The 23,795-nt window shown below is 59.2% G+C and carries 39 protein-coding genes and 1 tRNA gene; 9 read left to right on the top strand and 31 right to left on the bottom strand.

Features of this window, described 5'->3' with window-relative positions:
* Positions 1–43: 43 nt before the first annotated feature.
* The 30 genes from JFT63_RS25280 to JFT63_RS25135 all read right to left on the bottom strand — a co-directional run bounded on the left by JFT63_RS25280 (position 44) and on the right by JFT63_RS25135 (position 17,362).
* On the bottom strand, positions 44–331 hold the full coding sequence (locus JFT63_RS25280; protein WP_198844996.1) for a hypothetical protein: 288 nt from the start codon (positions 329–331) through the stop codon (positions 44–46).
* A gap of 9 nt (positions 332–340) precedes the next feature.
* Positions 341–781, bottom strand: coding sequence for a Bbp16 family capsid cement protein (locus tag JFT63_RS25275; protein WP_198844995.1), 441 nt, complete (start codon positions 779–781; stop codon positions 341–343).
* A 36-nt stretch (positions 782–817) separates the two neighbouring features.
* A complete protein-coding gene (locus tag JFT63_RS25270) occupies positions 818–1,810 on the bottom strand; it encodes a major capsid protein (protein ID WP_198844994.1) in 993 nt (330 codons plus the stop codon).
* 18 nt (positions 1,811–1,828) lie between these two features.
* Complete coding sequence (locus tag JFT63_RS25265) at positions 1,829–2,554, bottom strand: hypothetical protein (RefSeq protein WP_198844993.1); 726 nt, start codon at positions 2,552–2,554, stop codon at positions 1,829–1,831.
* Positions 2,551–2,871 (bottom strand): Bbp19 family protein, encoded by a 321-nt coding sequence (locus JFT63_RS25260; RefSeq protein ID WP_198844992.1) that lies wholly within the window; start codon positions 2,869–2,871, stop codon positions 2,551–2,553. Before JFT63_RS25260 ends, JFT63_RS25265 begins: the two co-directional genes overlap by 4 nt.
* Positions 2,871–4,565: a portal protein gene (locus JFT63_RS25255; protein ID WP_198844991.1), complete on the bottom strand. Its 1,695-nt coding sequence runs from the start codon at positions 4,563–4,565 to the stop codon at positions 2,871–2,873. The genes JFT63_RS25260 and JFT63_RS25255 overlap by 1 nt, the downstream gene beginning before the upstream one ends.
* A gap of 1 nt (position 4,566) precedes the next feature.
* Positions 4,567–4,884 (bottom strand): hypothetical protein, encoded by a 318-nt coding sequence (locus JFT63_RS25250; RefSeq protein WP_198844990.1) that lies wholly within the window; start codon positions 4,882–4,884, stop codon positions 4,567–4,569.
* Positions 4,885–4,921: 37 nt separating this feature from the next.
* Complete coding sequence (locus JFT63_RS25245; protein ID WP_198844989.1) at positions 4,922–6,403, bottom strand: terminase; 1,482 nt, start codon at positions 6,401–6,403, stop codon at positions 4,922–4,924.
* Between the two features lie 111 nt (positions 6,404–6,514).
* Positions 6,515–6,745 carry a hypothetical protein gene (locus JFT63_RS25240; protein WP_198844988.1) on the bottom strand — a complete coding sequence of 77 codons (231 nt, stop codon included), beginning with the start codon at positions 6,743–6,745 and terminating at the stop codon, positions 6,515–6,517.
* A 50-nt stretch (positions 6,746–6,795) separates the two neighbouring features.
* Positions 6,796–7,332 carry a terminase small subunit gene (locus JFT63_RS25235; protein WP_198844987.1) on the bottom strand — a complete coding sequence of 179 codons (537 nt, stop codon included), beginning with the start codon at positions 7,330–7,332 and terminating at the stop codon, positions 6,796–6,798.
* Positions 7,333–7,341: 9 nt separating this feature from the next.
* Complete coding sequence (locus JFT63_RS25230) at positions 7,342–7,554, bottom strand: hypothetical protein (protein WP_198844986.1); 213 nt, start codon at positions 7,552–7,554, stop codon at positions 7,342–7,344.
* Complete coding sequence (locus JFT63_RS25225; RefSeq protein ID WP_198844985.1) at positions 7,551–8,027, bottom strand: DUF2514 family protein; 477 nt, start codon at positions 8,025–8,027, stop codon at positions 7,551–7,553. The genes JFT63_RS25230 and JFT63_RS25225 overlap by 4 nt, the downstream gene beginning before the upstream one ends.
* 11 nt (positions 8,028–8,038) lie before the next feature.
* Entirely contained in the window at positions 8,039–8,395 is a 357-nt protein-coding gene (locus tag JFT63_RS25220; protein WP_198844984.1) for a crAss001_48 related protein, read from the bottom strand.
* Entirely contained in the window at positions 8,392–8,796 is a 405-nt protein-coding gene (locus JFT63_RS25215; protein WP_198845014.1) for a Gp49 family protein, read from the bottom strand. The genes JFT63_RS25220 and JFT63_RS25215 overlap by 4 nt, the downstream gene beginning before the upstream one ends.
* Before the next feature lie 26 nt (positions 8,797–8,822).
* A complete protein-coding gene (locus JFT63_RS25210) occupies positions 8,823–9,338 on the bottom strand; it encodes a glycoside hydrolase family protein (RefSeq protein WP_198844983.1) in 516 nt (171 codons plus the stop codon).
* Positions 9,335–9,586, bottom strand: a complete 252-nt coding sequence (locus tag JFT63_RS25205; protein WP_060772912.1) for a holin — start codon at positions 9,584–9,586, stop codon at positions 9,335–9,337. Before JFT63_RS25205 ends, JFT63_RS25210 begins: the two co-directional genes overlap by 4 nt.
* A 77-nt stretch (positions 9,587–9,663) precedes the next feature.
* A tRNA-Ser gene (locus JFT63_RS25200) sits at positions 9,664–9,749 on the bottom strand.
* Positions 9,750–9,880: 131 nt separating this feature from the next.
* Positions 9,881–10,267, bottom strand: a complete 387-nt coding sequence (locus JFT63_RS25195) for an antiterminator Q family protein (RefSeq protein ID WP_198844982.1) — start codon at positions 10,265–10,267, stop codon at positions 9,881–9,883.
* Positions 10,264–10,548 carry a hypothetical protein gene (locus JFT63_RS25190; protein WP_198844981.1) on the bottom strand — a complete coding sequence of 95 codons (285 nt, stop codon included), beginning with the start codon at positions 10,546–10,548 and terminating at the stop codon, positions 10,264–10,266. Before JFT63_RS25190 ends, JFT63_RS25195 begins: the two co-directional genes overlap by 4 nt.
* Positions 10,545–11,015, bottom strand: a complete 471-nt coding sequence (locus tag JFT63_RS25185) for a hypothetical protein (protein ID WP_198844980.1) — start codon at positions 11,013–11,015, stop codon at positions 10,545–10,547. Before JFT63_RS25185 ends, JFT63_RS25190 begins: the two co-directional genes overlap by 4 nt.
* Positions 11,012–12,406 (bottom strand): replicative DNA helicase, encoded by a 1,395-nt coding sequence (locus JFT63_RS25180; RefSeq protein ID WP_198844979.1) that lies wholly within the window; start codon positions 12,404–12,406, stop codon positions 11,012–11,014. Before JFT63_RS25180 ends, JFT63_RS25185 begins: the two co-directional genes overlap by 4 nt.
* Complete coding sequence (locus tag JFT63_RS25175; RefSeq protein WP_198844978.1) at positions 12,403–13,236, bottom strand: ATP-binding protein; 834 nt, start codon at positions 13,234–13,236, stop codon at positions 12,403–12,405. Before JFT63_RS25175 ends, JFT63_RS25180 begins: the two co-directional genes overlap by 4 nt.
* Positions 13,220–13,972 carry a hypothetical protein gene (locus JFT63_RS25170; protein WP_198844977.1) on the bottom strand — a complete coding sequence of 251 codons (753 nt, stop codon included), beginning with the start codon at positions 13,970–13,972 and terminating at the stop codon, positions 13,220–13,222. Before JFT63_RS25170 ends, JFT63_RS25175 begins: the two co-directional genes overlap by 17 nt.
* Positions 13,969–14,193: a hypothetical protein gene (locus JFT63_RS25165; protein ID WP_198845013.1), complete on the bottom strand. Its 225-nt coding sequence runs from the start codon at positions 14,191–14,193 to the stop codon at positions 13,969–13,971. Before JFT63_RS25165 ends, JFT63_RS25170 begins: the two co-directional genes overlap by 4 nt.
* An 8-nt stretch (positions 14,194–14,201) precedes the next feature.
* Positions 14,202–14,795: a hypothetical protein gene (locus JFT63_RS25160; protein ID WP_198844976.1), complete on the bottom strand. Its 594-nt coding sequence runs from the start codon at positions 14,793–14,795 to the stop codon at positions 14,202–14,204.
* Complete coding sequence (locus tag JFT63_RS25155; RefSeq protein WP_198844975.1) at positions 14,792–15,544, bottom strand: Rha family transcriptional regulator; 753 nt, start codon at positions 15,542–15,544, stop codon at positions 14,792–14,794. Before JFT63_RS25155 ends, JFT63_RS25160 begins: the two co-directional genes overlap by 4 nt.
* Entirely contained in the window at positions 15,544–16,260 is a 717-nt protein-coding gene (locus JFT63_RS25150; RefSeq protein ID WP_198844974.1) for a hypothetical protein, read from the bottom strand. The genes JFT63_RS25155 and JFT63_RS25150 overlap by 1 nt, the downstream gene beginning before the upstream one ends.
* On the bottom strand, positions 16,257–16,607 hold the full coding sequence (locus JFT63_RS25145) for a hypothetical protein (protein WP_198844973.1): 351 nt from the start codon (positions 16,605–16,607) through the stop codon (positions 16,257–16,259). Before JFT63_RS25145 ends, JFT63_RS25150 begins: the two co-directional genes overlap by 4 nt.
* A complete protein-coding gene (locus JFT63_RS25140) occupies positions 16,604–16,924 on the bottom strand; it encodes a hypothetical protein (protein ID WP_198844972.1) in 321 nt (106 codons plus the stop codon). Before JFT63_RS25140 ends, JFT63_RS25145 begins: the two co-directional genes overlap by 4 nt.
* Before the next feature lie 177 nt (positions 16,925–17,101).
* On the bottom strand, positions 17,102–17,362 hold the full coding sequence (locus JFT63_RS25135; protein WP_198844971.1) for a hypothetical protein: 261 nt from the start codon (positions 17,360–17,362) through the stop codon (positions 17,102–17,104).
* An 88-nt stretch (positions 17,363–17,450) separates the two neighbouring features.
* Here JFT63_RS25135 and JFT63_RS25130 point away from each other — a divergent pair, with 88 nt between their 5' ends.
* The 9 genes from JFT63_RS25130 to JFT63_RS25090 all read left to right on the top strand — a co-directional run bounded on the left by JFT63_RS25130 (position 17,451) and on the right by JFT63_RS25090 (position 22,377).
* The gene (locus JFT63_RS25130) at positions 17,451–18,224 is read left to right on the top strand and encodes a S24 family peptidase (protein ID WP_198844970.1); all 774 of its coding nucleotides are present in this window, start codon (positions 17,451–17,453) and stop codon (positions 18,222–18,224) included.
* Between the two features lie 172 nt (positions 18,225–18,396).
* Positions 18,397–18,642: a LuxR C-terminal-related transcriptional regulator gene (locus JFT63_RS25125; protein ID WP_233102404.1), complete on the top strand. Its 246-nt coding sequence runs from the start codon at positions 18,397–18,399 to the stop codon at positions 18,640–18,642.
* A 98-nt stretch (positions 18,643–18,740) separates the two neighbouring features.
* Positions 18,741–18,989, top strand: a complete 249-nt coding sequence (locus JFT63_RS25120; protein WP_198844969.1) for a hypothetical protein — start codon at positions 18,741–18,743, stop codon at positions 18,987–18,989.
* Positions 18,986–19,813, top strand: coding sequence for an SPFH domain-containing protein (locus JFT63_RS25115; RefSeq protein WP_198844968.1), 828 nt, complete (start codon positions 18,986–18,988; stop codon positions 19,811–19,813). Before JFT63_RS25120 ends, JFT63_RS25115 begins: the two co-directional genes overlap by 4 nt.
* Positions 19,814–19,866: 53 nt before the next feature.
* On the top strand, positions 19,867–20,580 hold the full coding sequence (locus JFT63_RS29920; protein WP_269835583.1) for an Arc family DNA-binding protein: 714 nt from the start codon (positions 19,867–19,869) through the stop codon (positions 20,578–20,580).
* Between the two features lie 51 nt (positions 20,581–20,631).
* On the top strand, positions 20,632–20,901 hold the full coding sequence (locus tag JFT63_RS25105) for a hypothetical protein (RefSeq protein ID WP_198844967.1): 270 nt from the start codon (positions 20,632–20,634) through the stop codon (positions 20,899–20,901).
* Positions 20,898–21,065, top strand: coding sequence for a hypothetical protein (locus JFT63_RS25100; protein WP_198844966.1), 168 nt, complete (start codon positions 20,898–20,900; stop codon positions 21,063–21,065). The genes JFT63_RS25105 and JFT63_RS25100 overlap by 4 nt, the downstream gene beginning before the upstream one ends.
* Positions 21,058–22,134, top strand: coding sequence for a hypothetical protein (locus JFT63_RS25095; protein ID WP_198844965.1), 1,077 nt, complete (start codon positions 21,058–21,060; stop codon positions 22,132–22,134). The genes JFT63_RS25100 and JFT63_RS25095 overlap by 8 nt, the downstream gene beginning before the upstream one ends.
* Before the next feature lie 15 nt (positions 22,135–22,149).
* Positions 22,150–22,377, top strand: a complete 228-nt coding sequence (locus JFT63_RS25090) for a helix-turn-helix transcriptional regulator (protein ID WP_198844964.1) — start codon at positions 22,150–22,152, stop codon at positions 22,375–22,377.
* Positions 22,378–22,611: 234 nt separating this feature from the next.
* Here JFT63_RS25090 and JFT63_RS25085 read toward each other — a convergent pair whose 3' ends face one another.
* Positions 22,612–23,781: an MFS transporter gene (locus tag JFT63_RS25085; RefSeq protein WP_198707992.1), complete on the bottom strand. Its 1,170-nt coding sequence runs from the start codon at positions 23,779–23,781 to the stop codon at positions 22,612–22,614.
* Positions 23,782–23,795 lie beyond the last annotated feature (14 nt).

Here is a 23,795-nt window from a genome sequence, read left to right as displayed (position 1 = left end):
ATGAGAAAGGGCCCGTGAGGGCCCTTAGGGTTACTGCTGTGGATCAGGCGACTTCGCCGCCATCGTTGAGGCGTTGCGCCTCGGCTTCGGCTTCATCCTTGGTGCCGATGAACTTGCCCGCCACCATGCCCGCCGCGTCCTTGACGACGAACTTGCCGGCGGCGCTGCGGGCTGCAACGTAACCAGTGAACTTTTCCGGATCTTCATCGGGCAATCCTTTGCCCTTCACCATCCAGGTGCCGAAGTGGTCAGCGCTCTTAAGCGTGAAGGTGTCGCCAATCTCCTTGATACCCTCGCCGTAGTAGCCACGTTCTTTCGCTGTAACTTCCATGACGCCTCCTTAAAGAATCGCAAAGCCGCTGGCGTACTTGGTGTTGTCCTGTACGTCTTTGACCAGGCCAGCCCAGAAGCGGCCAGCGGTGAGTGGGCCAGTACCGACCACGTAGTTCACGCGCAGGTAGCGACGAACGCCACGCGGAACGGCGACCTGTACCGGACGGGTGCCAGCGGTCAGGCTGGACAATGCCAGCGAACCGGAATCGAACAGCGTCACCCATGTGGCGTTGTCGTCGCTGGTCTGCAACTGGATGTTGGTGGTGGCCGCGCCAGCGGCAGCGGCAGCAATCAGAGTGGCTACCACCAGATAGATCGGCTCGCCGGCGCCGATGTCGCGGCGGGTGTTACCGCCAGTCAACGGGCCGAGGTCAATCACGTCGGTGGACGCTGCCGAGGCGGTAACGTCCTGCGCAGCGCTGAACGTGTTCAATTTGTCGGTGATCATGTTTCTGTCTCCAATGAGCCAGAGGTACCAGCAGTCTTAGACTACTGGGGCCTCGGTGTTGAGAAGGGCATCGACAGTGCGGAATGGCACGCCGCGCAGGCTGGTGATGAACTCGCCGTCGAACTCTTTGATGGAGAGTTGGACGTTCGCCTTGTTCATCGCCTGGATATCCAGGCACTCGCGAATGGTGCGGTTCATGTAGAAAGCAGCACGGCCCATTTTCAGGTTCGGGATGCGGTGAGCGGCGCGGATCATTGCTTCGATGAGCTTCACCGAGGCGCCAGTGGTGTCGGCCAGCAGGTCGGAAACATCGATGTTGCAGATGCGCACACCGTAGCGCCAGTCACGCAGAGCAACACCCGTGTTCCACTTGTAGTGGTCTCGGTAGGCGCGGAATTTCTTGCCAGTACCGTCGTCCACCAGGTCGATGCCCATGTCGTTATGGTCCAAGCCAGCCTTCGAACCCTTCGGATAGATACCGTGAATGGTGTGATCACCCCAGACGATCAGCCAGATAGAGGCATTATCCGAACCGGAGCCCCCCATCTTGATGATGTTCTGGCCGTTCTTGGCGGTGCTGTCGCTGTAGCGCGGCGACAGGCCCAGGAACTGCGACGGTGCCAGCGCGTCGTTGCTGTAGAAAACACCGGACGCCATGGTCTGGTTCATGCCCTCGATGAACGCCGAGTTTTCCGAAAGTCGGAACGCGGCGGTATTGCCGTTCAAGTCAGCCAGCGCTTCGTCGACGATACCCAGCGATTCGAGCATCGCGCAGGTTTCATCAACCTGGGCAGAAGTGGCTTTCTCGCTCGGGATACCGGCGTTTAGGGCGCGCCAGGCGCCAGTAGGCAGGCCGGTGCGGACGGTGGTGCGGTGACCGGTTGGCAAGTTGCCTTCCAGGAACAGCATGTCGGTGAGAATTTCGTTCGTCTGATCCAACAGATTAACGATGCGGGCCTGCTTCTGGTCCGGGTCTTGCTCTTTTGCCCAGTCAGACAGGGTTTTTGCAGTGTTACCAATAGTGGCCATGCGGTTTTACTCCGTGGTTTAGGACTTTGCTTGGCCGTAGAACACTTCCGCGTCCGACTTACGACCGGTGGATGACTGGCTGCCAGGCAAGACAAACTTGTCTTCCGAGATAGCCGAGCTGATGCGGTGGCAGAACTTGAAAAGCGCCGGGTGGTTGCCCAGCCCGGAGGTATTCAGCAACTCGGTCAATGCCGGATCGCCGAAGGACTGAATGACCTTGATTGCGCTTTCGACGCTCTTGTCGTAGTTCGCGCCGCCAATTTCAGGGTCGTTCTTGATGGATGCCGCCCAGTCCTGAGACTGCTTGGTCACGGCGGCCTGGTATGCCTCGGCCTGCTTGGCGGCCAACTGGGTCTGGAAGTCGATCAACTGCTGGGCCTTGGCTTGCGGAATGTTCAGCTCCTTGGCCAGGCCCTTGAACTCGCCCAGGACATCTGCGTCCATCTCCATCCCTTCGGGCAGTTTGAAGTCCTCATAGGCTTCTGGCGCGCCGGTGAGCTTGGCGTCGGCTTCGGTTTTCGCCTTAGCGTCGTCCGCATCCTTCTGAATCTGCTCAGGGGTCTTGGCGTCCGTGGCCGGAGGGGCGTCAGAGGCCGCTGGGACCAGGATTGATCCCTCGGTGGCCGGTGCTGTGGCGTCAGCAGCTGCAGAATCTGATGCAGCTGCATCACCGCCGCCGCCACCTCCTGCATCAGCCTCGTTCATGTACACGCGGCCCAGCAGTTTCATCATCAAAGCGTTCATTCATCAGTCTCCTGATCGTTCGAAGGTTCGGTTGGCTTGGGCGCGTTCTCGGCTGCCATAACCCCGTATTGCTCAGGGCACAGCCTGGTAATGCGCCCCAAAAGAAGAAGGCCAGCATTGCGCTGGCCTTCGTTGAATTCTGTCTGCCCGGGCAGATGGTTGAACGATGTTCGAAACAACCCGTAGTCGCCGAGCGTTGCCCACATGAAGCGGCGCCCGCGGGGATCGGCCATCAGCCAGCGGAAGTCGGCTTCGCGCTGCTCGACGGCTACTTGCTTCTCCAAGTCCTGCCGGGATTGCTGCTCATCACCGCCCATCACATCATCCCCGTGAGCTGGGTCAGAGCGTTGTTGCCGCCGGTGTCGGCCTGGCTCAGCACCTTGACGCCTTCAATGGCGCTGCCCAGTTGCTGTTGCATTTCCGCCTGTTGCTGGGCCTGGGCGCGCTGCTCGCGGATGGCCTGCACGGCGTCGTCAGAGCGGATGAGCGCAGGCGGCACGGCGGTGACCTTGAAGTACTCGCGTAATGCGTTGTCGGTATCCAGCAGATCCAGCGACGACGGGTCTTGCTTAATGTTGGCCACGGTGCCAGCGAACCCGATAGCACGCTCAATGGCCGAGCCTTCGACGGCGCGCTGGGCCTGGGCCAGGATGCTGGTGTACTCAATGCGCAGGTCAAGGCCGCCCATTTCCTTGGGTGGCGGTGGCAACAGCGGGTTACCCGGCAATAGGCCCATCCAGCGGGGGATCGACTGCTCAACCATCAGGTGGAACACCTGGTCAACGCATGGGTCCAGCAGGTCATCGTTCTGGCGCTCAAGCACAGGCCCGAGCATCAGCATCTTCTCTTCCTTGCGGGTGGCGATTTCGTAGGCCGTCCGCACGGTGTCCATCTGGCTGATCATCAGGAACAGATCGACGAAGAATGCCGTGTCGGCAATCTGCTCCTCTGCGGCAATCTCCCCGCGCAACTGGCCGAGCCAGGCCGGGTTCACGTCCCACAACGGGGCGAACTTGGCGCCCTGCTGCATGTCGTCCAGGTAGGTGATGCTGCCCGGCAGGATTGAGGCTTTCTGCACTTGCAGGCTGGCCGGCGCCCCCATCGGCGGGCGTACACCCTTCTCTACCAGTTCAGCCTTGCGCCGCTCCATCAGTTGCAGGGCGCGGGTGGAGCCGATGCACTGCGAGCCTGGGCCCGTGCCATACACATCCTCGCCCAGCACGTCCCAGCGCGGCGCCATCACCGGGAACTCTTGGAACCCCGACTGGCGCAACAGCTTGTCGTTGTCGCCGCCCTTCTCCCAGTACACGGACTGGTAGGCCATGTTCGTGTTGTCCTTGCGGCCATGCTCTCGGCTCTCATTGGGTTGGGTGGCGTGGCAGACCTCAATCCAGGCTTCGGAGTTGGTGCTAAGCAGTTGCTGCGTGGTGCCGCTCAAGGCCTCCTTGCCGAATTGCTGCTCCATCTGGCGGGCGGTCATCTTGAATTCGCGGTAGAGCGTGTCGACCTGCTGGCGGTCGCTGTTGGCGATCATGTAGCTGCCCACGGTGAACGGGTAAAAGCGCACGGTATCGCGCTCATCCGGCAATGCAGCCATGGCGGCGGTGCCGAACACGCCCTCTTCGCCATAGATGGTGGGCAAGACGTTGTAGAGGTTGGAACGCGCCATAACTTCGCGCATGGCCTTCTCGACCGCGTAGAGCCATTCCTTGACCGGGCCGTACTGCATCAGGCCAGGATCAGGCGTGCCGAGCTTGAACCATGGTGACGCAGGGCTGGTCATGCCGCTATGCATACCGGCTGCCAGTGTGCGGGCAGCGAAGGTGGCACGCGGATTGATGATCTTCTTGTCGCGGCGCTGCCCCTTGTTCACGTCAGAGGTATTGAACCGGCCAGCCCTGGGCAGAATGTAATCACTCAGGTCGCGCCACTCGGGCAGCCAGTTGCTGTCGCGCTCGTACTTGAGCCGCGTCAGGCGCTTGTCCAGCTGTGAACGCAGGGAGTCGGCCAACTTACACCCCCAACAGCGTTTTCTGGCTGGTGTTGGCACCGCCAAGCACGCCAGACGAACCGGTCAGGATGGTGCCGTTCTGGCCGGATTGGGCCAGGCGGCGCTTGCGTTCAGCTTCTACAGCGGCCTGCACTGAGTCGCTGGAAGTGGTCGGTGCCGCGCCAGGGGATGTTGAGCCCGCCGCTTCGGCTGCTGCCTTTGCCGCTGCCTTCTCGCGCTCGGCCTTGTTGAACATGCCGGTGTTCTCGCCAAACATGTTCGGCAGGCCCATACCTTCAAGCAGGACGTCACCGCCGCGCAGAGGGTCTAGCTCAACCACCTTGTTAACCAGTTTCTTAATGCTCTTTCCGCACATGTCAGTTGCTCGCGTAGGGGTCATAGTCCGACTCATACGAGGATGAGCCGCCGTGGGGTCTGTTGTGGTTCTTGACGACGGGGAAGGCGAACGTCAGCGCAAGGGCGTCGGCCCGGTTTGGGCTGACGCCTGTACGCTTCTTGAGTTCGGCCTTATCTTCCAGAACGATCTTGCCGTCGAGCTTCACCCTGTACTCGGGCGCTGCCACTTCGTCGGCTGTCTGCTGATCCTTGAGCTCACCGCCTTCCTTGAGCCAGGCCTTGACGGCGTTCCACATCTCGCCGCGCTTGTTGAGCATCGCCGGATCGCTTGATGCGCCGCCGAACTGCACCAGACGCCAGTTGCGCCCCATGGCCTTGCCTGCCGAGTAGATGCCAGTGCCGTAACCGAAGTCGATGAATACCGCGTCAGCCTTGTGCTCGTCCTCGAGCTGGGCGATGCGCTGAGCCATCAGCACGTCATCGTCGCTTTTCATGTAGGTGGCGAGCAGCTTGCTATGCAGGCCCTGCCGCTTGTAAATGGCGAACTCATCATCGCCGGACCACGACGGGTCAACGCCAATGATCACCGGTGCATGGTCAACCTGGCGTTGCTGCAGAACGCGCGACATGCCCGCATCCACCAGGTCCTGCCCGATGAACTGGACGCTGGACGATGCAGGGAACTGACCTCGCACTCGGACCTTGAAGAAGTCTGAATTCTCGCCGTAGTCCGCCGCCCAGGTGGCGATCTGTGTCTTGTTGGTACCGTCGACGGTGCGGCTGTCGATCTGGCGGTGAATCCAGCGGTGTTTGAACTTGCGGAAGCACTCGCGGAAGCTCCCAGTGTTGCGCGTGGGGTTGCCGAAGACGATCCAGATAATCTCGGTGTCTTCGTCCGTTAGCGCGCCCTCAGCAACCTCCCACACCTTGTCGGCCACGCCCGAACCTTCGTCGAAGATCAGGACGATGCGCTTGCCCTTGTTGTGCAGGCCGGCGAATGCCTCGGTGTTGTTCTCGCTCCACGGCACCATGTCGGCCTTCCATGAATCGTCATGACCTGGCTCGGTGGACGCGATCTTGGTGGCGGTGGTCTTGAACCAGTGGCTGGTGATCGCCAACTTGAACCACTTGGATATCTCTGGCCAGGTCTTGGTCAGCAGTTGCTTCTCGGTGTTGGCCGTCACCACCACCTTGCAGTCCGGGCATGTGTCCATGGCCCACTTGACGATCATGCCAATCTCGGCCGACTTGCCGATGCCGTGACCTGATGCGACGGCAATCTTGAGGGGCTGGAACCGCGTCTCAGGGTTCTTGAGGTGATCGCGGATATCGCGCAACACGTCCTTTTGCCACTCGCGTGGTCCATCGACGCCGGCTAAATCCCCTTCGCCCCAGGTGTAGGCATACATGGCGTGTTTCAGTGGATCTAGGGCAAAGCTGCCAATATCCTCACGTAGCTGACGCTCAGCGCTTTCTTGTGGTGACAGTTGCCCGGAGGCCATTCGAAGCCTCCTTAGGGAGCCGAACCAATCATATAAATCAAAGGCTTACGACATAATTAGGCCTTCACCATACAAAAAACCATACAAATGGGCAGTTGATACCTGTATTCCTCACCTGCGATACCAGGTCAACCGATAACACTTCGCATCGACCGGGATCAGGTCAATCGGCCAGCGCAAGCAGTTCATGTGTTTACGTTCGGGCCGAGTGCGACTTACCCGAAGCGTCTGTACCAGGTAAGCAGATCCGGCAGCGGTGGTGATGAAGTCGCCTACAGCAATGCCCTCGGCGCCATCAACGTACAGCTTGCACGGTGTGTACGGCGATCTTGTTCTGGCCATGCTCAATCCCGCGCGCCACGATTTGGCGCATTCGAAAACGTGGCGCGGATTTATTCAGCGCTGGCTGCACGCTTGCGGGCCTGGGCAATGTCATCCGCCAGGCCGCCGATCACGTTCAGGTCAACCTGATCACGGAATGCATTGACGCCGACATGCTTGCCGAGCAGCTCAAGGTTTCTGACCTTGTCCGGCCATTTGATCTTTTTCATCAGGCCGACCATTGAACGGTCCTCACCGTGGCCTTCGAACATCTCGGCGATGTCGAAGCCGACCAGGTACTGACGCCAAGCCTTGGGCCACTCGGACAGAGGCTTGAAGCTCATGTCGTCGCAAAGGATATCCAACACGTCCAACTGATCAATCTCGACCAGCCGGCCCAGCACATAGTCAGCATTGATCTGTGCCCGCTTGCTGCGAGAATCCATCGCTTCCTTGATGGCCTGGGCAATTTGAGGTTTTTTCAGGTTCTCGTCGCCGATCTGCCCGGCAGTCCTTTTGCTGTACCCGGCTCTGATAGCGGCCTGTGTTGCGTTGAGGTCAATCAAGTACTCATCAACGAACAGGCGCTGCTTTTGTGTCAGTGCCATGAGGAATCCTTACTCACCAGCCAGCGCAGGCTTATCGGTGGATGGATCACCTTCCACGACTGGCGCAGTCACAACAGGGACAACCTTGAGCCAGTCGAACGCGCCGAAGATGGCTACAACTGCGCCACCCTCACCAATAAGGCGCAGATCGTCGCCCTGGGTGAACGTGACAGCCAGCACTTCGTGGACTTCGCCGGCGGACTTGACTTGGTACTTGGTCATTTGGGTGCCCTCATGGCGTCGTAGGAGCGTTCGCAGGCGAAACCGGCCCGGCGACTTGCGTCAAGCGCTGCTGCCAATTCGCCCGCATGGTTGTCAGATTCTGTGCGCAGCTCGGCGAGCAAATCGGTAAGGTCGTCGATTGTCTTGCCTCTTGCGGTAAGGCGGGAACGGAGGGCGGCGCGGTCGGCAAGCAGGCTGGTTTGTTGCTCGCGCAGGCTGACACCCACAGCAACAAGCTCAGCAGCGTGAGCGTCGTCGCTGATCTTTTGATTGGATGCATCGGTGCGTACCTGGTCAATGATTCGTTGGTGTTGCTGTTCGGTCTGGCGTGCCTTCTCGCTGGCTTCATGGGCCTGGGTAGCGACGTTGGCCACGTACTGCGCGTGATCGGTCTGCGCATTGTCCAAGCGGTGCGTCTGGATGCCCGCCACGATCACCAGCAACGCAATGGCGGCGATCACGTAGCGGGACATGGCTGGATTCCTCAGGCGAATTTAGAGGTGCGGGTGTTGATGATGCCGAGATACAGCACCATCGCATCGGCCTGCATCTTGAGCAGTTGTTGCTCGTCCTCAGGCAGGCCGGCGTACAGATCGGTGTGCAGGAACGCTTCCAGCTTCTGTATGCGGTCGGCCAGTTGCTCACGCTCGGCGATCACGCGTTGCTGGTGCGGTGGCATGTGGCCGACGTGACCGATAGCGACGTTGGATTCTTCGAACTGAGCTTTGGGGCACCAGCTTGTGTAACCGTCGCTGTATTTCACTGTGTAGCCTTCGCGGCCATCAGCGTGAGCCTGGGCCCAAGCCATAACAATCTTGGTGCCGACGTAGTGTTGAGTCATTGCTGGCGCTCCAGATCAGTGGGCGACTGTGCCGGCAAAGCCCGCTGATGCAGGCGTTCTTTCAGCTCGTAGCCCATCAGCGGCCAGACTTTGGCGACAGCGTTGTCACGGGCGATCTTGCGACCCACTTCGGCGTCGAAGTTCTCCGGACTGGCGCAAGCGCTCTCGCCGGTGACCGTGAAGCCATTGCGCAGCACCAGGACACAGATGGTCAGCAACTGCAGCGTGCCCAGCGTCCAGCCCTCACCCGCTGGCAGGTGCACAGCACCAGCAGCCTGAACGCCATCTGCGGCGGTGAAGTAGTGTTCGTGCGCGATATTGGCTTGCAGGTCTGCGGGGGTGACGCGCGGCGCGGTCAAGCCTTTGGCCTGAATTTCCTGTTCGATAGCTTGGTCGTTCACGGTGATTGCCTCGGGGGTTGGGGGATTCATTGCGCGGCCATGCACTTGGCGTGGCGCTCAAGCTGCCGAGCCCATACGCCAGCACAGCGCTTGTTGCCCGGTGTGGAGCAGTCGAAGCCAGCGGCGTAGCGGTACTTGAGCAGGTCGTGGCACGCCTGGGCGTAATTGCCGGCCAGCAGGTCACGGCGCGGCGAGCCCTTGAGCCAGGTGCCAATGCCGTACTGGCCCACAAAGTCCATGTACACATCGAATTCGTCCTGGTACAGCTTCACACCCGGGAGCGATGCGGCGAATTGCTTCTCTGCCTGGCTGTTCAGGTTGCGGGCCAAGACTTCGGCGCGGGCCGGGGTGATGGTGTCGCCCATGCGGACTGGCTGGCCGTCTTCGTAGCGTGTCGAGCCGTGGCCGATGGTGGGCACGTCGCCCTTGGTGGGGATCACAGCGACAGGCGTGAACCCTTCGCTCGCCTGCCAGGTGGCGAAGCCGGCGGCGCTCAGGCTCAGCGCCGCGACGGCGATGCGCTGGCGGATGACCGGATTCATGCCCGCGCCCGCTCTTTCAGGGCTTCCAGGCGTGCAGCGCTTTCGATGGACTCGCGGCGATCCTTGCGGACCTGGAAGAACAGATTGATCAGCAAACCCACCACCGCAACCGCCACACCAGCGATACCGATCCAGTTGACTTGCGACAACCAGCCGACCATGCCAGCAGCACCGCCAACCAGCATGCCCTTGTTGGCCACTGACGCACCCACCACCTCTACGATGCTCTCGGGCGTCGGGTTGGCCATGTTTCTACTCCTGTCCGGGGCTGCCATACGGGCCTCCAGATACGAAAAAGCCCCGCACAGTGGCAGGGCATTGGAATTGGCGGCGGGCCACTGAGTCGAACAGTCACCGTTTCCAGTGGTCCGGGGTTCAAAGCCGGTCGCCTCCCGCGAAGCACAGCCCGCCAAATACGGGACGAAAAAAAGCCCGGCTGCGCATTTCTGCGGCCGAGCTCTCTTTGAATCCCTCTGTGTCGCGCTGGAACAGCTGAACACCGTGCCATAAAAACAGGTCTTTATCAGGCCTGAAAGCTTTTTCTACGCGGCATCACTCATTCCATGCAGTACACCATCAACCCAGCCAACGCCGGACCTGATCAACTCCCGCGTAGACCGCTCAGAAATACCAGCAGACTCCCCTATACGCACCATCGTCCATTTGGCCCCGAAGTAGAGCCAGAGGAACAAGCCCATCTGTGCGTTGCGCTGCGTAAGCTTGGCCATGGCCGAATCCACCGCAAGCGCCTGATCGTCCGTGATCACGTAGCTGGAAGCGCTCGCCATTTGAACTTTGTCACGCATCAGCGCGAGCAGCGGGGAGACATACCGAGGAATGCCCATTCCATCCATGCGCCACCAGCCCCATTGCTCCAGCAGGTATTCGGTGTCGCCCAAGGGCTTGTCGGTGTAGGTGCGCTTCTTCATGCGGCTCTCCTTGGGTCTGGCTCATTCATTCCGAACATTTTTCGCAGCAGCCTCTCGGCGATTTTGTTTTTTGCCCCGCCCTGGGCGATCCACGATACGGCGAACTGTTCAAATCCCATGGCCGAGCGATGACCAAGCCAATCAGTTACAAGATCCATCAGCGCTGCCGAGCCGATACGGCCGTTGGTTTCTTCAAGGAGCAATCGATTACCGGCGCGTAGCAGTTCACGCTCCAATGGCTTCAACGTTTTGCGAGGGATAAGTTGGGTGGCTTCGCTCACTGGGGTATCCCCGCTTCAATGTTCATTTCGATTTCTTCGACAATCTGCTCGAAGCGCCCTTCTGGCAGCTCTTCACGCAGTGCCCGGATGAGTGCCTGGTCCCGACCTTGCCAATGAGGATCGGTGCGCCTGGCCGCGGTGCGCAGTTGCTTCATGTGCACCAGCAGCCGCTGACGGTCATGCCGGAGGTACTTCAGCGCGGCATTTGCTTTGTGGTACCAGTTTGGGTCTGCATACTCCCCTTCGGCCTGGGACTTTCCCCTCACGATGCCGATCTGGCATTCCAGACGAATGGAATCGCGGAGCAACTCTTCATCGAGCTGCTCGCACTCCGGTAGGTTGTCTGGCAGTTCGCGCGGCCCGTTCAGTGTTGGTCGCTTATCCTTCACGACCGACCGAGAGCTGACCTTGATGGTCATGGTGGCGGGCGCTTTTTTGGCGCGCGGCCATAGCTTCGAAAGATTCATGGCTTTTTTCTCCCTCTGTACTGTTCGGAGAAGGGGCGGCTTATCTCCACCTCTTCCTGGGTGGGTTCACGGCCCGCAAAGTTGACGAATCGGCCAAACTGACCCTGGCGCTGCACTAGGCATGACCCGGCTTCAGCTTCCCGGCCTTTGTCGAGAATCAGCTCAGTGACACCCTGCTGCCCCATTTCAGAATCTCGGTCGTAATGCACCAGGATCACCGCGTCGGCATCCTGCTCGATCTGCCCGCTTTCCTTGAGATCGCTCGCTTGCGGCTTCTTACCCGGGCGATTGGCTGGGCCACGGTTCAGTTGCGCCAACACCAGGATCGGAATGGCGAGCTCTCGACTCAGGTTCATGATGGCGATCGACACCTTGGCCACCGCGTCGGCGCGGTTCTGCGACTTGCCGTCGGTGCCAACGATCTGCACGTAGTCGATCATCAAGATATCGAGCCCCACCTCGCGCTTGAGTCTCAAGGCCTCAGCGCGGATTGCCGGCATCGTCAGCCCAGGGGTATCAAGAAGGTAGAGCTCTGCATCGTTGATCTTCGCCGCTGCAAGACCGATCCGGTTCCACTCCTCGGTTTCTAGGCACTTGACCTCATCCATGCGGCGCAGATCTACGCCGCCGAGACTCGCGATAGTGCGGATAGTCAGTTTTTCACCTGGCATCTCAAGGCTGACTACCAGCCCCACGCCGCTGCCGCGCGTAGCAACGTGGTTCATGATCTGCAGGCCCAGCATCGTCTTGCCGTGGCCAGGCCGGCCACCAATTACCACCATCGATTTCTGGCGCAGGAAGCCAATCAGCTTGTCGAGATCAGCCAGGCCGGTGGAAAGTTTCGGTGGTGCGCGGTCGTTAAGCACGTCGTCCATGTTATCCAGAACCACCGGAAGCACTTCGCTCATCCGTTTGTAACCACCCTTCCCTGCTGACTGAAGGTCTCGTAAGTCAGCCAGCGCCATGCCGCACTGCTCAAGGATTTCATCAGCCGGCAGGTCGTCGTCGACACAACTGTCCACGATTCGCCCTAGGTCGCGAAACTGGCGCACCAACGCCCACTTCCTCACTGTCTGGGCGTAGCTCTTCCAGTTCGCTGCCGAGGGGACTCCGCGGCAAATATCCATGGTGTATTGCAGCGTGGACGCCCCACTGGGCAGAGCTCGTTGGATTGATCCGAGTGTGACGGCATCCACAGGCATGTGCTGGGCATGACAGTCGCAAATCACATCGAAAAGTGCCGCGTTATCCAGATGCCAGAAGTCGCCGGATTTCATCTGCGAAATAATGTCATCCAGCATTCCAGAGCTTTCGTTGAGCGAAGCAATCATTATCGCGCCCAGCACGCCCTGCTCCGCTTCAAGGCGGTAATACCTGTCTTGCGGATTCATACACGCCCCCGCGCCGAAGCCCAGGTGAATCCGGCCAGCAACGCGCCGTTCTCACGGAGTCGGTCCAGAGCTCGAGCCCCAATGTACTGCTCCAGGCTGGGCAGCGGCTTGCCGTCGGCGTCAGTGGCAGGTTTTGCTGGTAAATTCGATACCAGTACCGTGGGTTTTAAGAGCTGGTATCGCTTGTCGATTACCTCATGCAACACCCCAAGCTCATACGCAGTGCCGGCCTGGGCGCCTACCTCATCGATCACCAGCAGGTCGAAACCCGAAAGTTCGTCGATCACGTCTCCTTCGGTGTAACCAGAGTCTCGCGTCATTGAGCGCTTGAATACCCGGATGATCTCGGCGGCGGTGGTGATCACCGCGATAGCCTTCATTTCGATCACCCGCCGAACGATGCTGCAGGCCAAGTGCGTCTTGCCGGTACCGATATTGCCGGTCATCAGCAGGTTGCGGCCGGCCGGGTAGTGCTGCTCGGCGAAGTCATCAGCGTAGGCCCTACACTTTTCCAGAGCCGTCGCCATCTCTGGCGTTTTGGCGCGGTAGGTCTCAAACGTGCATCCGGCAAACCGTGGCGTGATTCCAGAGCCAACCAGCGCGCTGTTCAGGCGCTCAGCGGCGAGGCTGGCCAACGCTTGCGTATGCGCCTCACTGCCCACCTCAGCTACACGCAACCCGTGGAACTGGCACTGCTTGCATGGGCGGGTCTGCATTGATCCGTCGAACTGTTCCACTTCACTTCGGGTTTTCACTGCAGGGTGCTGCGGGCAACCACCCTCGAACGTACGCATTTCAGGCTGGCGACGGAAATTAGAACGCTGGGCCATTGCCGCCTCCTTGATACATATCCGTGGTGTGGTTGGGCAGGTTGTTGAACGCCTGGCCTCCGGCGGCTGTTGCTGGCTTAAGTACGTCCGTCCAGCGCTCGCCGTTGAGCCAGGTCACCGCCATCGGCACGTACTGGCCGTCATCCTTGGTCCAGTCTCGGGAAAGGCGGTGATTGCCAAGTGCGTTCATCATGGTCAGGCGCAGTTCGGCGTCTGGCTTGATCTTCAGCCACTTTTTGCGTGCGCTGGCCTTGGCCTTCTTGTTGGGATACAGCTTCCAGAACAACTCAAACGCTTCCGCCAGTTCGTTTTCGCACAAAGGTTTTTCAGTCCTTACTGCTTTATTCAATCCTTGCTTACCTTCAATACTTACTAGGGGGGGATTTACCGGCGACGGTTCAACCGGGCCCGGATAATCCGTCGCCGGTGATTCCGACACGGTGTAAGACCGCCCGCCGAACTCGCCACCCTCGGCGCGCTCAAGGAAGATTTGCAGGTAACCAGCCTGCTCCAGCTCACGAATCAAGCCGCGTACGGCGTCGCGACCCGATGCTTTTCCCAGACAATCCTTGGTCTGCCCGATCAGGTGGTTCGTGGAAACCTCCCAGTGGTCAGGCTTACCCAGCAGGAACACCAGCATCCCGCGAGCCCCCCAGCTGAGGCGCTGGTCTTCGCTGATCGACTTGTTGAGCAAGTAGAAATTTCCCTCCGGTCGAGGGGCGCGAATGATGCTCATATGTCCAACTCCCGCGTAACGCGTCGGATGAAGTCGTCGTAGCTCTCAGTCATGACGACGCCACGATCCTCCAGAGCCATACGGCCAGCCTTGGCCAAGCCGTATATCTCCCAGCGCTCGCGTTCAGGCAGGTTGCGGCAGTTGGAATAGCAGGGCCAGGGGCCGGCGACCACTTCGCCGGTGGCGGGCGTAACTACCGGGATTCCGGTAGTTGATTCCATGGGAGTGGTCATTGCAGAGTCTCCCCTGGCTTGCGGCCCAGGCTTGCGCCCATGGCCTCCACAGAGCCTCCAGACAGGCGCAACACCAGCAGGCGCAGGGCGGTGGTGGAGTCAATGGAGAATGTGCGCGCCTCGTCTAGCGATAGACCGGTCGGAGAATGATCGTTGAGTAGTCGCCGGACACGATCGCTGTAGTTGAAGGCAGCACAAGCCAGCGCTTGATTGGTTAGCCCGTCGAACGCTTCGTCCGGCAGGCACTCTGCCGGATACACAAGGACGGGGATTTTGTTTTCGGGGCGCGGCTCTCCCGCCAGCAGGTGACGGCCCATTGCCTCGTAGTGATCCTTGGCAACTTGCGCGGCGTCGTGCCCGGTGCGCCGCCGGAATAGGACCTTAAGCGCATAGTAGGCCCGGTAAAGGTCAATGTGGGTGTCATCGCCATCTTCAATGGAATACTCAGGCTCGGCGATCACGTCCAACGCGTCCTTCACTACTTCGAAGCACTTCAACAGCAGTGCGGCGTCGTTGTTTTTTTCATACAGGTTCTCGTCGATGCATTCCGTTGGCAGCACCTGCGGAGGGATATCTAATACTTTTTTCATGCGTGATTCCTCTGGCGCAGCTTGAAGCGGCCTTGCTGAATGTCGGGATGGGTTGCGCGCTCGGAGGTGACAAAGGTGCACTCGGCGGCGAACCGATCGAAGCGTCGGGTGATATCGGCGGTAGGCCAGATCGGGTATGGCTGGGCACCGTCGTCAGCGTGCTTGCTGCGCACCATGGCGAACGGCAACGGCGCGCCGGCGATATCGCGCATCACGGCGTTGATTACCCACTGAGGCATCCCGTGGCGCAGACTGATGCGCTCGCGGATGGTGGTCATCGACTCAAAGCCGGCGGGCCTTGAGTCGAGGTAGCGAACCTGCTCGACGCTGGCCACCCGGGTTTCGATCCGCTCCAGCGCCACCTGCTGCTCCCGCTGCTGGCGCTCGACAGCCACCAGGTGGTTCGCATTGGCGGCAGTGATCTCAGCCTGGGTCATTGGGCGAGCGGCCTGCTCTTCCAGGGCCTGCCAACGATCAACCAGCGCCGCGGTGAATTCCGGGCAGAGCTGCGCGACGACGACGAAGCTGTCACGCTTGTTGACCAGGTACTCAGTAGCAGGCCGGCCAAGGCTGTCGAGGTATTCCCCCAGTGGGGGAAGACAAATAACGGGCTTCCCAGTGTTGTCGTTGCGAGCAGCCAAGCGCTCAATGGATTGCTTGACCTTGTCATGGCGAGAGCCGACAAGATCGGCAATTTCACGCGAGGACATGGTGACGGCATCGCCACCTTGGAATTTAGCGATGGTCATCAGAAAACCCTCGAACGAGAGTCGCGGCGGTAGGTTCTTGGGCGGCGAGCTGATTCAATTGCTGCAGCTGAGACGCCGGTGCCTATGAAAGAAACATGCACGTCACTCATGAGCATCTTTTCAGGAATGTGGAGATAGCGGCCCGAAGGAAGCGCGCGGGGCTGACGCCGAACCCTGGGCATGTACTTGTCCATCAGTTCGATGTCGCCGGCGACCTCTTCCTGAAGGCTTTTCCCAAGCTCGCACAGCGGGACGGGCTCACCAGGGCGGATCTGGCTCCAGGCATAGCGATCAGCCAAGACCTCGTTAATGCTGCGGATTACACTTTCGCAGCGCCTGCGGACCTGTTGATCAGCGATACGAGCCGCGTCCCAGTAGCAGAAGTTATCCACGCGATGCCCGATTTCATGGGCGACGATGAACGGATAGATTTCGTGGTCTTCGAGCGCAGACCAATCGATTTCGGGCCTCTGATTGCCGCGTAGCCGGCCCGCATCCACGCTGATGGACAGTTGAATGCCGCAGCCTTCAGTGAACTTCAGTTCATCCGCCGAAACGTCCAGGCAGACAAGCTTTGCACGAGGATCGAAGATGCCCCAGCAATTGCCCAGGGCGCGGAACGTCGAAAGGCTCAGCGCACAGCCGGCCTGTTTAGTCTGTTCGGCAAAGGAGCGGTATTGGGCGCGGGTGAGGCGAAGAGTGGTGTCAGTCTTCATAGCTTCACCCCCGATTCACGCGCCACGATCACGGATTGCTCAGAATGTGGCGCGAACTTGTTGCTTGGGTAAATCAAAGCGTTCAGGTTCCCTTTATAGGCAAGCAACGCCAGGTTGGAGGCCCGACAATCAGCGTCCCATTTATCGTAGGAAGGATGACTACCTGCACCCATCTTCAGAGCCCAGTCAGGCAGCAGGTTTCGGCAGCGCATTTCGTTTAGGATGGTCCACCAAGTTGAAGCGTGTTCACGCTCTGCGATCAGCAGCGCTACGACAGCATCCTGGTGATCCTTTGGAACGATGGCTATGACGTCTGAATCGAGAGCAGGGAGGATTTGATCGCTCATTGCACACCGCCCTGGCGATTGCCCAGTTCAACGCTGCGAACAGATCCATCCACCAGCGCTGCGGATGCCTCAACGAGAAAACGAACTCCGAAGATTTCGTTCGTCGACATGCCGCGCTCCGTCAGACTCGTCAATATCTCCATCGCAGCTCCCAGAAGCATTGATGAGAGATTAAGGGCTTCGGCTGCGGGCTTGCCTGAGCACACCTGAATAAGGCTTGATTCCGGACCGCCCTCATCAGTTTCGAAGATCGGCATAGCGTCAGTAAGCAGCACCTCTTGCGCTACAGGTGGTTTATTGCTATTTTTCGCTTGCATTGTTTCGTCCTCCACAGACGAAGTAGTACCAAAGCCACCAGCTCCACACTGGTAGCGACTAAGAACCCGCCTCCACAGCGGGTTTTTTATTGCCTAAAATTTATGCTCTAACCGCTCAAAACGGGCGTACTCCGGTCTATGACTGTACGAATTAACAGGTACTTTAAGCGCTGAACCTTAGGTTCCGGCTGCCGTAGAATCAACGCCATCGGGTAAAACATGGTTTCGATTCACGACTTCAAGCAACCAAGCTGCCGTGAACTTTCCTTCCGATAGAGCAGCAAGTTTTTTGGCGTAGCTTGTTTCACCGGTGTACTCGGTGCGCGGCAGGCGCTCAGCAGCGATCCACTTGTTCACGGATCGCGTCGAAACCCCGCAGGTTTTTGCTGCCGTCGGCGTACCGCCAACATCCCCCACGGCCTTTTTGATTCTGTTCATGCGGCACCTCTGCCATTTCAAGAAGGTACTTTGGGTACATTCTGCGCAGGAACTGAATGTTCCGTCAAGAGAAGAGACAATAGAACTTATGGTACTCAACGAAACACGCGAAGCATTCGCGCAGCGCCTCAAAAACTCCGCTCTCAAGGCCGGCTACCCTGCCTACGGAATGGCCGCAGATCTGGCCAGGCATGTAGGGGTTACCCCGAAAGCAGTGGGCAAATGGCTGAATGCCGAAACTCTTCCTGGTGCCGCCAAGATGACGAAACTCGCGCAGCTGTTGGGCGTGAAGGTTGAATGGCTGGCCTGGGGCTCTGGCGAAAGCGCCCAGGCAGATCATCGTGTCGAAGCGGCGCAGTCATTGGCTGACGATCACCCTGACCTTCTTTCGCTATCCGTGTGGGATGAATCGACCCCCTTGGATGACGATGAGGTGTCAGTACCGTTTCTGCGTGAAGTGGAGCTGGCAGCGGGATCTGGCCGCTTCGCCATCGAAGAGATCCACGACTCGAACTTACGGTTTGGCAAGAAAAGTCTTCGCCAGAACGGTGTGCAGTTCGATAAGGCCCGGTGCGTCACAGTACGCGGCAACAGCATGACCCCGGTACTTCGAGACGGCGCGGTGGTGGGCGTGAACACTGGTAAGACTTCGCTCGCAGATGTCGTGGACGGCGACCTCTACGCCATCAGTCATAACGGCCTGCTACGCGTTAAGCAGATATATCGCCAGCCGATGGGGATTCGCCTGCGCAGCTTCAACCGTGACGAACACCCTGACGAGGATTACACCTATCAGGAAATCCAAGAGCAGCAGATCGAAATTCTTGGGCATGTATTCTGGTGGGCAATGTTTGCCCGCTAACCCCTCTGGCGCCTGATCTGGCGCCAATATCATATCCCCCTAACAAACCTCTTTGATCCCGCTTAAACCCATACCCAAGGAACATCCACGCACAAAGAAAGAACTTTTGGTTCTTGACATGCGCTTTCGCATAGCCCAATCTTTTTCAAAAGGAACTAACGGTACTTTCTAAATGCGCAACAAAATCGCTATGTCGGGCTGGATTGGGCACAAGAACAAAGGGCTGGCTGATCGAGAGCTGATCTGCCTACTCAGTGTCGCCTCTGGCATGACCGACAAGGAGATTGCCCAACGCGATGATCTTTCCCCGCGGTCCGTGAAGGGTCGCATCGAAAGCGTCATGCACAAGCTGTCGGTGTACAAGCGCCCGGCCATGGTGGCCGAGGCCATGCGCAAAGGAATCATCACGCCGAAGTAAGTAGTGACCTGGCTCCGTATCGGGTCCAGGTCAGTACCTACCCAGTTTTTGCGAAAGCCAACAGCGCGGCCGGGATTCGCTCGGCCAGGAGAAACGTAATGCCCCGTACCCCTTTGTCCCCTTGGCGACTGTTCAAGGTCCTGTTTTTGGCACTGCTTTACATCGGCGCTTCAGCCGCCTGGATGCTGTTCGCCGCTCGACAGTTGATCAGCAGCGATTCCACCCCAGACGTTGTGGGCGGCTTCTTCGGCACCGCCGTCTGGCTTATCGCCAGTGCCTGCATATTCGTTTACGTCACCACCCCCAAACCCGGCCAATCGGCCGCACCCCTGGAGAAAGACCAATGAAGCGGATTGCCGCCGTCTTAATGCTGTGCGCGCTTGCCGTAATGGCTGGCTGCTCGAAAGTCCCCGCCGGCTATACGGGCGTTATCGTTAACCTAATGGGCAGTGACAAGGGGGTGGCTTCAACCGAGGCCACCGTCGGCTATAAGTGGCTGACGCCGAACGAAGAACTGTTCCTGTTCCCCACCTTCAACCAGAACTTCAACCTGCAGCAGGTCAAGTTTCAGGACCGGGACGGCATGACGATCAGCGCCCCGATCGGGATCACGCTGCGCGCCAAGCAAGGCGCCGCACCGCTGCTGTTCCAGACCTACCGCAAGTCGATGGATGAAATCATCGAGGTGAACGTGCCGCAGGTGGTACGCAATGCCTTCAACAACGCCGGATCGAAGGTCAAGGCGTCTGAGGTCTATGGCCCGGGCAAGGAAGCGTTCCTGAAAGCCATCGAGACCCAGGTTCAGCAACACTTTGACAGCAAAGGCATCGTAGTCGAGTCGCTTTACCTGAATGGCGAAATCGTGTTGCCGCCCCAGGTGGTCGAGGCGCTCAACGCCAGTATCACCGCCACCCAGAAGGCCCAGCAGCGCGAGAACGAGTTGCGCCAGACCGAGGCAGAAGCCGCCAAGGTTCGCGCCGCCGCCCAGGGCGACAAAGACGCCGCCATCCTCAAGGCTCAGGGTGAAGCTGAGTCGCTGAACATCCGGGGTGAGGCACTGCGCAAGAACCCGGGCGTGGTCGAGCTCAACGCTATTGAGAAGTGGGACGGCAAGTTGCCGGTGTACATGACCAGCGGCACCGCCACCCCATTCATTGGCATCGGCAAGTAACCGACCACCAACGGCAGGTGGCGCAAATGTGCGCCATCGGCAAGGAGATCCGCATGAGCGCCACAAATTACGATTCCCGCACCGCTGACAAGTTTGTGGTGCGCCTGCCCGACGGACTGCGCGCCGATATTGAAGCTGCAGCGAATACCAGCGACCGCAGCATGAACAGTGTTTTCATCCAGGCCGTGCGCCAGTACCTGGATGGGCAGAACCGCCAGCAGATCCTGCTCGACGCGTTGGCCAACACTGTCACCACCCCGATCCGACCTTATACAGATGCTCGCGATCGCGCCGATTCATTGGTGGGCATGGCTACGCCAGCTATCGGCGAATACTGGCCCGGACAGGGTGGGATCTACGGCGGCCTGCGCCACTACCCCGAAGGTTTGTGCCACATCATCTTTGCCAGTGTGGACTTGGGCAGGCACGCCTACGGCGAGCACGGCACCAACGTCGAGGCCACCAGCAACATCGACGGGCGTGAGAACACCACCGTCCTGGTCAACCGTGACGGCTCTCACCCGGCCGCAGACGCTGCATATGCCTACACCTGCGACGGGCACAACGACTTCTACCTGCCCTCCTCTGGCGAACTGCATCACGGCTACCTGTACCTGCCCGAGTCGTTCGAGAGGGACTGGTACATCAGCAGCACGCAGCGCTCCGCCTACCACGCCTACATCATGGACTTTGGAGGTGGCTGGCTCTACGGCGACGTCAAGCTCAACGAGCGGCTCGCGCGCCCTGTCCGCAGAATCCTTTGCTAATTCAACAATTCATTTATTTCTTCTGCGGCTTCGGCCGCACCGGGGTTCAGCATGAAAACCATAATCCCTATGATCCTGCTGCTTATCTTCGGCCAGGCCTCGGCCGGTGAGCAGGTGATCGACGTGCAGCACGACAGCGCGCGCGGCGTGACCTGCTGGATATTAAATAACACCGGGATCAGTTGCCTGCCGGACAGTTCGCTCCTACAGCAGGCCGCCCCATCAAGTGAGGCGGCTCGGGCTTCTCAGGCGAGTTCATTGGCGGAAATTAGCCCATTGCAGGCCACCCCGCTCCCACAGAACAAGGGGTTCCAACTATGAGCCGCCGCAACGGGCCGGTGGGCCAGCGCCTGATCGAACTGTTCAACGCCCTGCAGCGCCGGGAAACCACGTTCGGCCAGATATACGCAATGTCTGCATCGTGCGGTATCGACGCACGCCGGGTGCTGGCTGACCACTTTCAACGAGGCGCGAATCATGGGTAAGAAGAATGCGGCAAAGAAGCTCGCCATTGACCTGACGGCCCTGGCCAAGGCCGCTACCCCTGGGCCGTGGATCACCGACGGCGATTACATCAACGAGCACAACAATGTGCTGTACAGCTACATCGCCAGCGGCCTCAAACGCGGTGGACGGATCGCCAACACCTTCGCCAACTGCCTGGTCAAGACTGACGAGCAGTGCCGGGCGAACGCCGCTTTCATTGCGGGAGCGAATCCAAAGGCAATATTGGTGCTCACCGCAGAAATCGACAGGCTTACCGCTGCCTGCGCGAAGGCCGAACAGATCATCAATACCGAAAGCAAGGCGGGAGCTTTTGCAACTGGCCGGGCGAACCTGCTGGAAGCCGAGAACGAGCGACTGCGCAAAGGCCTGACAAATGTGTTCAGCCACGTCGAGGGCAACACCGAGTGCCTGGTGCGAGACCTTGTCAACTGGGGAACGCCCAAGATCAACCCGAACGACTTCTACGCCGAGTGCGAAACCATCAAGGCGATCGCCAGCGCCGCGCTCAATGCAGATGTCGCGACACCATCCACGGATACCGAAGACGTGTCGCGACACGAATGTAGTAATCCTGGCACGGTGATTGTGGAGCGATACAGCGACGCACCGGCGGATATTCCAGCTGAACAAATCGCGCACAACGTCGAGTTCGTCCGGCACACCCAGCCATTAGCACCAGAGCCGCATGGTGATGAAAAGTCAGGCTATGTGCAGACAGAACCAAAACATTGGATCAACCACGACAAAACAAATTCAACCCCGCCAGCTGGCCGCGACAAATTCATAATGAACGGAGCAAAGGTTATTGGGACCGGGAATACCCCGTGCCCGATTAAACCCACTGAGAACGGGCTGATTATTAATTTGGACGGATACACCTTGTACGCGCCAGGGGCAGAGCCCGTATTAAATTTACCGGAGAGAAAACCTAAGCAAATTCATAAAACGGACGAGGGCATGGGCTTCTGGTTTGGCTGGAATGCCTACGACGACGAACTCAAACGACTAAACGACAAGTTATTCACCCAATCAAATAAGCCATTGTAGCGGCGAGGAACCACCATGGAACAACAACGCACGAACCTGATCAGCAACGTCGAAGCAAGCAAGATGATCGGCATGCAGAGCGTCTCAGGATTGAATAAGCTGAGGGAGCGCGATAAGTCCTTTCCGAAGCCGATCACCACCAGCGACGCGCGCTGTGCACGACTCCGATTTGATCCAGCCGAGATAGAACAGTGGATCGCCAACAAAAAGGCCGCGCGTGACCATTCTGGCAGCACCGAATAGCAGTCACGCAACACTCTCCCTGGGGCTTAGCGATCCGCAACAGCCCCTCATTTTCTGTATGGCGGCGTGTATGGAGTTAAAAAGAGAGAACCTACAGGCCCCGTAATACGTGATCAGTTCCAAGCCCTCTACCCGCTCCACTTGAATGGGGCACCTGCGTCAGGATGAATCTGACGAAGGATGCATAAAAACCGGTCCCTGGTGACCGGTTTTTTTATGCCTGGGATTTGAGGTTCAAGAACGTTGCGCACTCATCAGCCCGGGGTTAACAGGCCTCCAGCCCACCAGCGCGATCAACAGAATCAGCAGTTGCAAACCGATGATCAGCCCCACACACCCGGCCCAGCCCCAGCGCGCCCAAATCAGCGCCGGCACGATAGCTCCGCAACTGCCGCCCAGGTAGTAACAGGTCAGGTAGACCCCCACCGCTCCTGCCTTGCTGTTGCCCGCGCTGGCGGTGATGAAGGCGTTGGCGGCGGCCTGCGCGAGGAACACGCCGGTGGAGCTCAAGGCCAGGCCCACCACAATGCACCACAGCGAAGGCACCAGGGTCAGGGCCGAACCAAAAACGCCCAGCACCGCGGCGATGCTCAGCAGTTCGGCCTGGGGGCGGGCTTTGCTGAGGCGGCCGGCGATAGGTATCACGATCAGTGCCAATAGAAATACCGTGTACAACGCTCCCAAGGCCGCGGGCCCAAGGTTGAACGGCGGTAGGCCGAGGTACAAACCAGCGTAGGTAAAGGCTGCGACTTGCGAGAACAAAACACAAAAGCCTACGGCATAGGCGGCCAACAGCGGCTTGCGCAAAACACCTGACCACGCCGCCCTGCCCGGCTTCACCCGCGGGCGGTTGGCTGGCAACAGAAATTGGATAAAACCACCCACCATCAAGCTCAATACGGCCAGCCACTCAAATGCTTCGCGCCAGCCCACATACTCGGTCACCACCCCGGTGACGAACCGTCCGGCGAACCCACCCAGCACCGTACCCGCCACATACAGGCTGGTGACTTCAGTCACCGTGCCGCCGCTCCAACGATCGCCGATGTAAGCCACGCTCGTGGCAAACACGATGGGGATCAACATGCCCTCGACAAAGCGCCACACCAACACTTCAGTGAAGCTGTCAGCATAAGCCGTCATCAAGGCCGGCCCCGCCAGCAGCAGCGCCGCTACGCTTATCACCGTGCGTTGCTCGAAGCGCCGCGTCAGATGGCTGACGAATGGCGCGGTAATCGCCACCGCCAGCGTGGTCACGGTAATGCTCCAGCCCGCAGCCTTGGCGCTGATGCCAAACTGCGCCGCAAACACCTGCAGGATGCTCTGGGTGGCGTAGAGGTTGAGGAACGCCGCACAGCCACACAGGAACAGGGCAAGGCGGGCACAATGCAAATGCGGCTTCATGAAACCTCTCGTTT

The organism is Pseudomonas sp. MF7453 (assembly GCF_016405455.1).
GTDB classification, from domain to species: domain Bacteria; phylum Pseudomonadota; class Gammaproteobacteria; order Pseudomonadales; family Pseudomonadaceae; genus Aquipseudomonas; species Aquipseudomonas paralactis.
The sequence above is the reverse complement of the archived record's forward strand: the minus strand, read 5'-3'. Positions and strand labels throughout refer to the sequence as shown.

Coding starts and splice junctions, on each gene's coding strand:
- JFT63_RS25280 (WP_198844996.1), bottom strand. CDS start 331: ATGGAAGTTACAGCGAAAGAACGTGGCTACTACGGCGAGGGTATCAAG.
- JFT63_RS25275 (WP_198844995.1), bottom strand. CDS start 781: ATGATCACCGACAAATTGAACACGTTCAGCGCTGCGCAGGACGTTACC.
- JFT63_RS25270 (WP_198844994.1), bottom strand. CDS start 1,810: ATGGCCACTATTGGTAACACTGCAAAAACCCTGTCTGACTGGGCAAAA.
- JFT63_RS25265 (WP_198844993.1), bottom strand. CDS start 2,554: ATGAACGCTTTGATGATGAAACTGCTGGGCCGCGTGTACATGAACGAG.
- JFT63_RS25260 (WP_198844992.1), bottom strand. CDS start 2,871: ATGGGCGGTGATGAGCAGCAATCCCGGCAGGACTTGGAGAAGCAAGTA.
- JFT63_RS25245 (WP_198844989.1), bottom strand. CDS start 6,403: ATGGCCTCCGGGCAACTGTCACCACAAGAAAGCGCTGAGCGTCAGCTA.
- JFT63_RS25240 (WP_198844988.1), bottom strand. CDS start 6,745: ATGGCCAGAACAAGATCGCCGTACACACCGTGCAAGCTGTACGTTGAT.
- JFT63_RS25235 (WP_198844987.1), bottom strand. CDS start 7,332: ATGGCACTGACACAAAAGCAGCGCCTGTTCGTTGATGAGTACTTGATT.
- JFT63_RS25230 (WP_198844986.1), bottom strand. CDS start 7,554: ATGACCAAGTACCAAGTCAAGTCCGCCGGCGAAGTCCACGAAGTGCTG.
- JFT63_RS25225 (WP_198844985.1), bottom strand. CDS start 8,027: ATGTCCCGCTACGTGATCGCCGCCATTGCGTTGCTGGTGATCGTGGCG.
- JFT63_RS25220 (WP_198844984.1), bottom strand. CDS start 8,395: ATGACTCAACACTACGTCGGCACCAAGATTGTTATGGCTTGGGCCCAG.
- JFT63_RS25210 (WP_198844983.1), bottom strand. CDS start 9,338: ATGAATCCGGTCATCCGCCAGCGCATCGCCGTCGCGGCGCTGAGCCTG.
- JFT63_RS25205 (WP_060772912.1), bottom strand. CDS start 9,586: ATGGCCAACCCGACGCCCGAGAGCATCGTAGAGGTGGTGGGTGCGTCA.
- JFT63_RS25195 (WP_198844982.1), bottom strand. CDS start 10,267: ATGAAGAAGCGCACCTACACCGACAAGCCCTTGGGCGACACCGAATAC.
- JFT63_RS25185 (WP_198844980.1), bottom strand. CDS start 11,015: ATGAATCTTTCGAAGCTATGGCCGCGCGCCAAAAAAGCGCCCGCCACC.
- JFT63_RS25180 (WP_198844979.1), bottom strand. CDS start 12,406: ATGAATCCGCAAGACAGGTATTACCGCCTTGAAGCGGAGCAGGGCGTG.
- JFT63_RS25175 (WP_198844978.1), bottom strand. CDS start 13,236: ATGGCCCAGCGTTCTAATTTCCGTCGCCAGCCTGAAATGCGTACGTTC.
- JFT63_RS25170 (WP_198844977.1), bottom strand. CDS start 13,972: ATGAGCATCATTCGCGCCCCTCGACCGGAGGGAAATTTCTACTTGCTC.
- JFT63_RS25165 (WP_198845013.1), bottom strand. CDS start 14,193: ATGGAATCAACTACCGGAATCCCGGTAGTTACGCCCGCCACCGGCGAA.
- JFT63_RS25160 (WP_198844976.1), bottom strand. CDS start 14,795: ATGAAAAAAGTATTAGATATCCCTCCGCAGGTGCTGCCAACGGAATGC.
- JFT63_RS25155 (WP_198844975.1), bottom strand. CDS start 15,544: ATGACCATCGCTAAATTCCAAGGTGGCGATGCCGTCACCATGTCCTCG.
- JFT63_RS25150 (WP_198844974.1), bottom strand. CDS start 16,260: ATGAAGACTGACACCACTCTTCGCCTCACCCGCGCCCAATACCGCTCC.
- JFT63_RS25145 (WP_198844973.1), bottom strand. CDS start 16,607: ATGAGCGATCAAATCCTCCCTGCTCTCGATTCAGACGTCATAGCCATC.
- JFT63_RS25140 (WP_198844972.1), bottom strand. CDS start 16,924: ATGCAAGCGAAAAATAGCAATAAACCACCTGTAGCGCAAGAGGTGCTG.
- JFT63_RS25135 (WP_198844971.1), bottom strand. CDS start 17,362: ATGAACAGAATCAAAAAGGCCGTGGGGGATGTTGGCGGTACGCCGACG.
- JFT63_RS25130 (WP_198844970.1), top strand. CDS start 17,451: ATGGTACTCAACGAAACACGCGAAGCATTCGCGCAGCGCCTCAAAAAC.
- JFT63_RS25125 (WP_233102404.1), top strand. CDS start 18,397: ATGCGCAACAAAATCGCTATGTCGGGCTGGATTGGGCACAAGAACAAA.
- JFT63_RS25120 (WP_198844969.1), top strand. CDS start 18,741: ATGCCCCGTACCCCTTTGTCCCCTTGGCGACTGTTCAAGGTCCTGTTT.
- JFT63_RS25115 (WP_198844968.1), top strand. CDS start 18,986: ATGAAGCGGATTGCCGCCGTCTTAATGCTGTGCGCGCTTGCCGTAATG.
- JFT63_RS29920 (WP_269835583.1), top strand. CDS start 19,867: ATGAGCGCCACAAATTACGATTCCCGCACCGCTGACAAGTTTGTGGTG.
- JFT63_RS25105 (WP_198844967.1), top strand. CDS start 20,632: ATGAAAACCATAATCCCTATGATCCTGCTGCTTATCTTCGGCCAGGCC.
- JFT63_RS25100 (WP_198844966.1), top strand. CDS start 20,898: ATGAGCCGCCGCAACGGGCCGGTGGGCCAGCGCCTGATCGAACTGTTC.
- JFT63_RS25095 (WP_198844965.1), top strand. CDS start 21,058: ATGGGTAAGAAGAATGCGGCAAAGAAGCTCGCCATTGACCTGACGGCC.
- JFT63_RS25090 (WP_198844964.1), top strand. CDS start 22,150: ATGGAACAACAACGCACGAACCTGATCAGCAACGTCGAAGCAAGCAAG.
- JFT63_RS25085 (WP_198707992.1), bottom strand. CDS start 23,781: ATGAAGCCGCATTTGCATTGTGCCCGCCTTGCCCTGTTCCTGTGTGGC.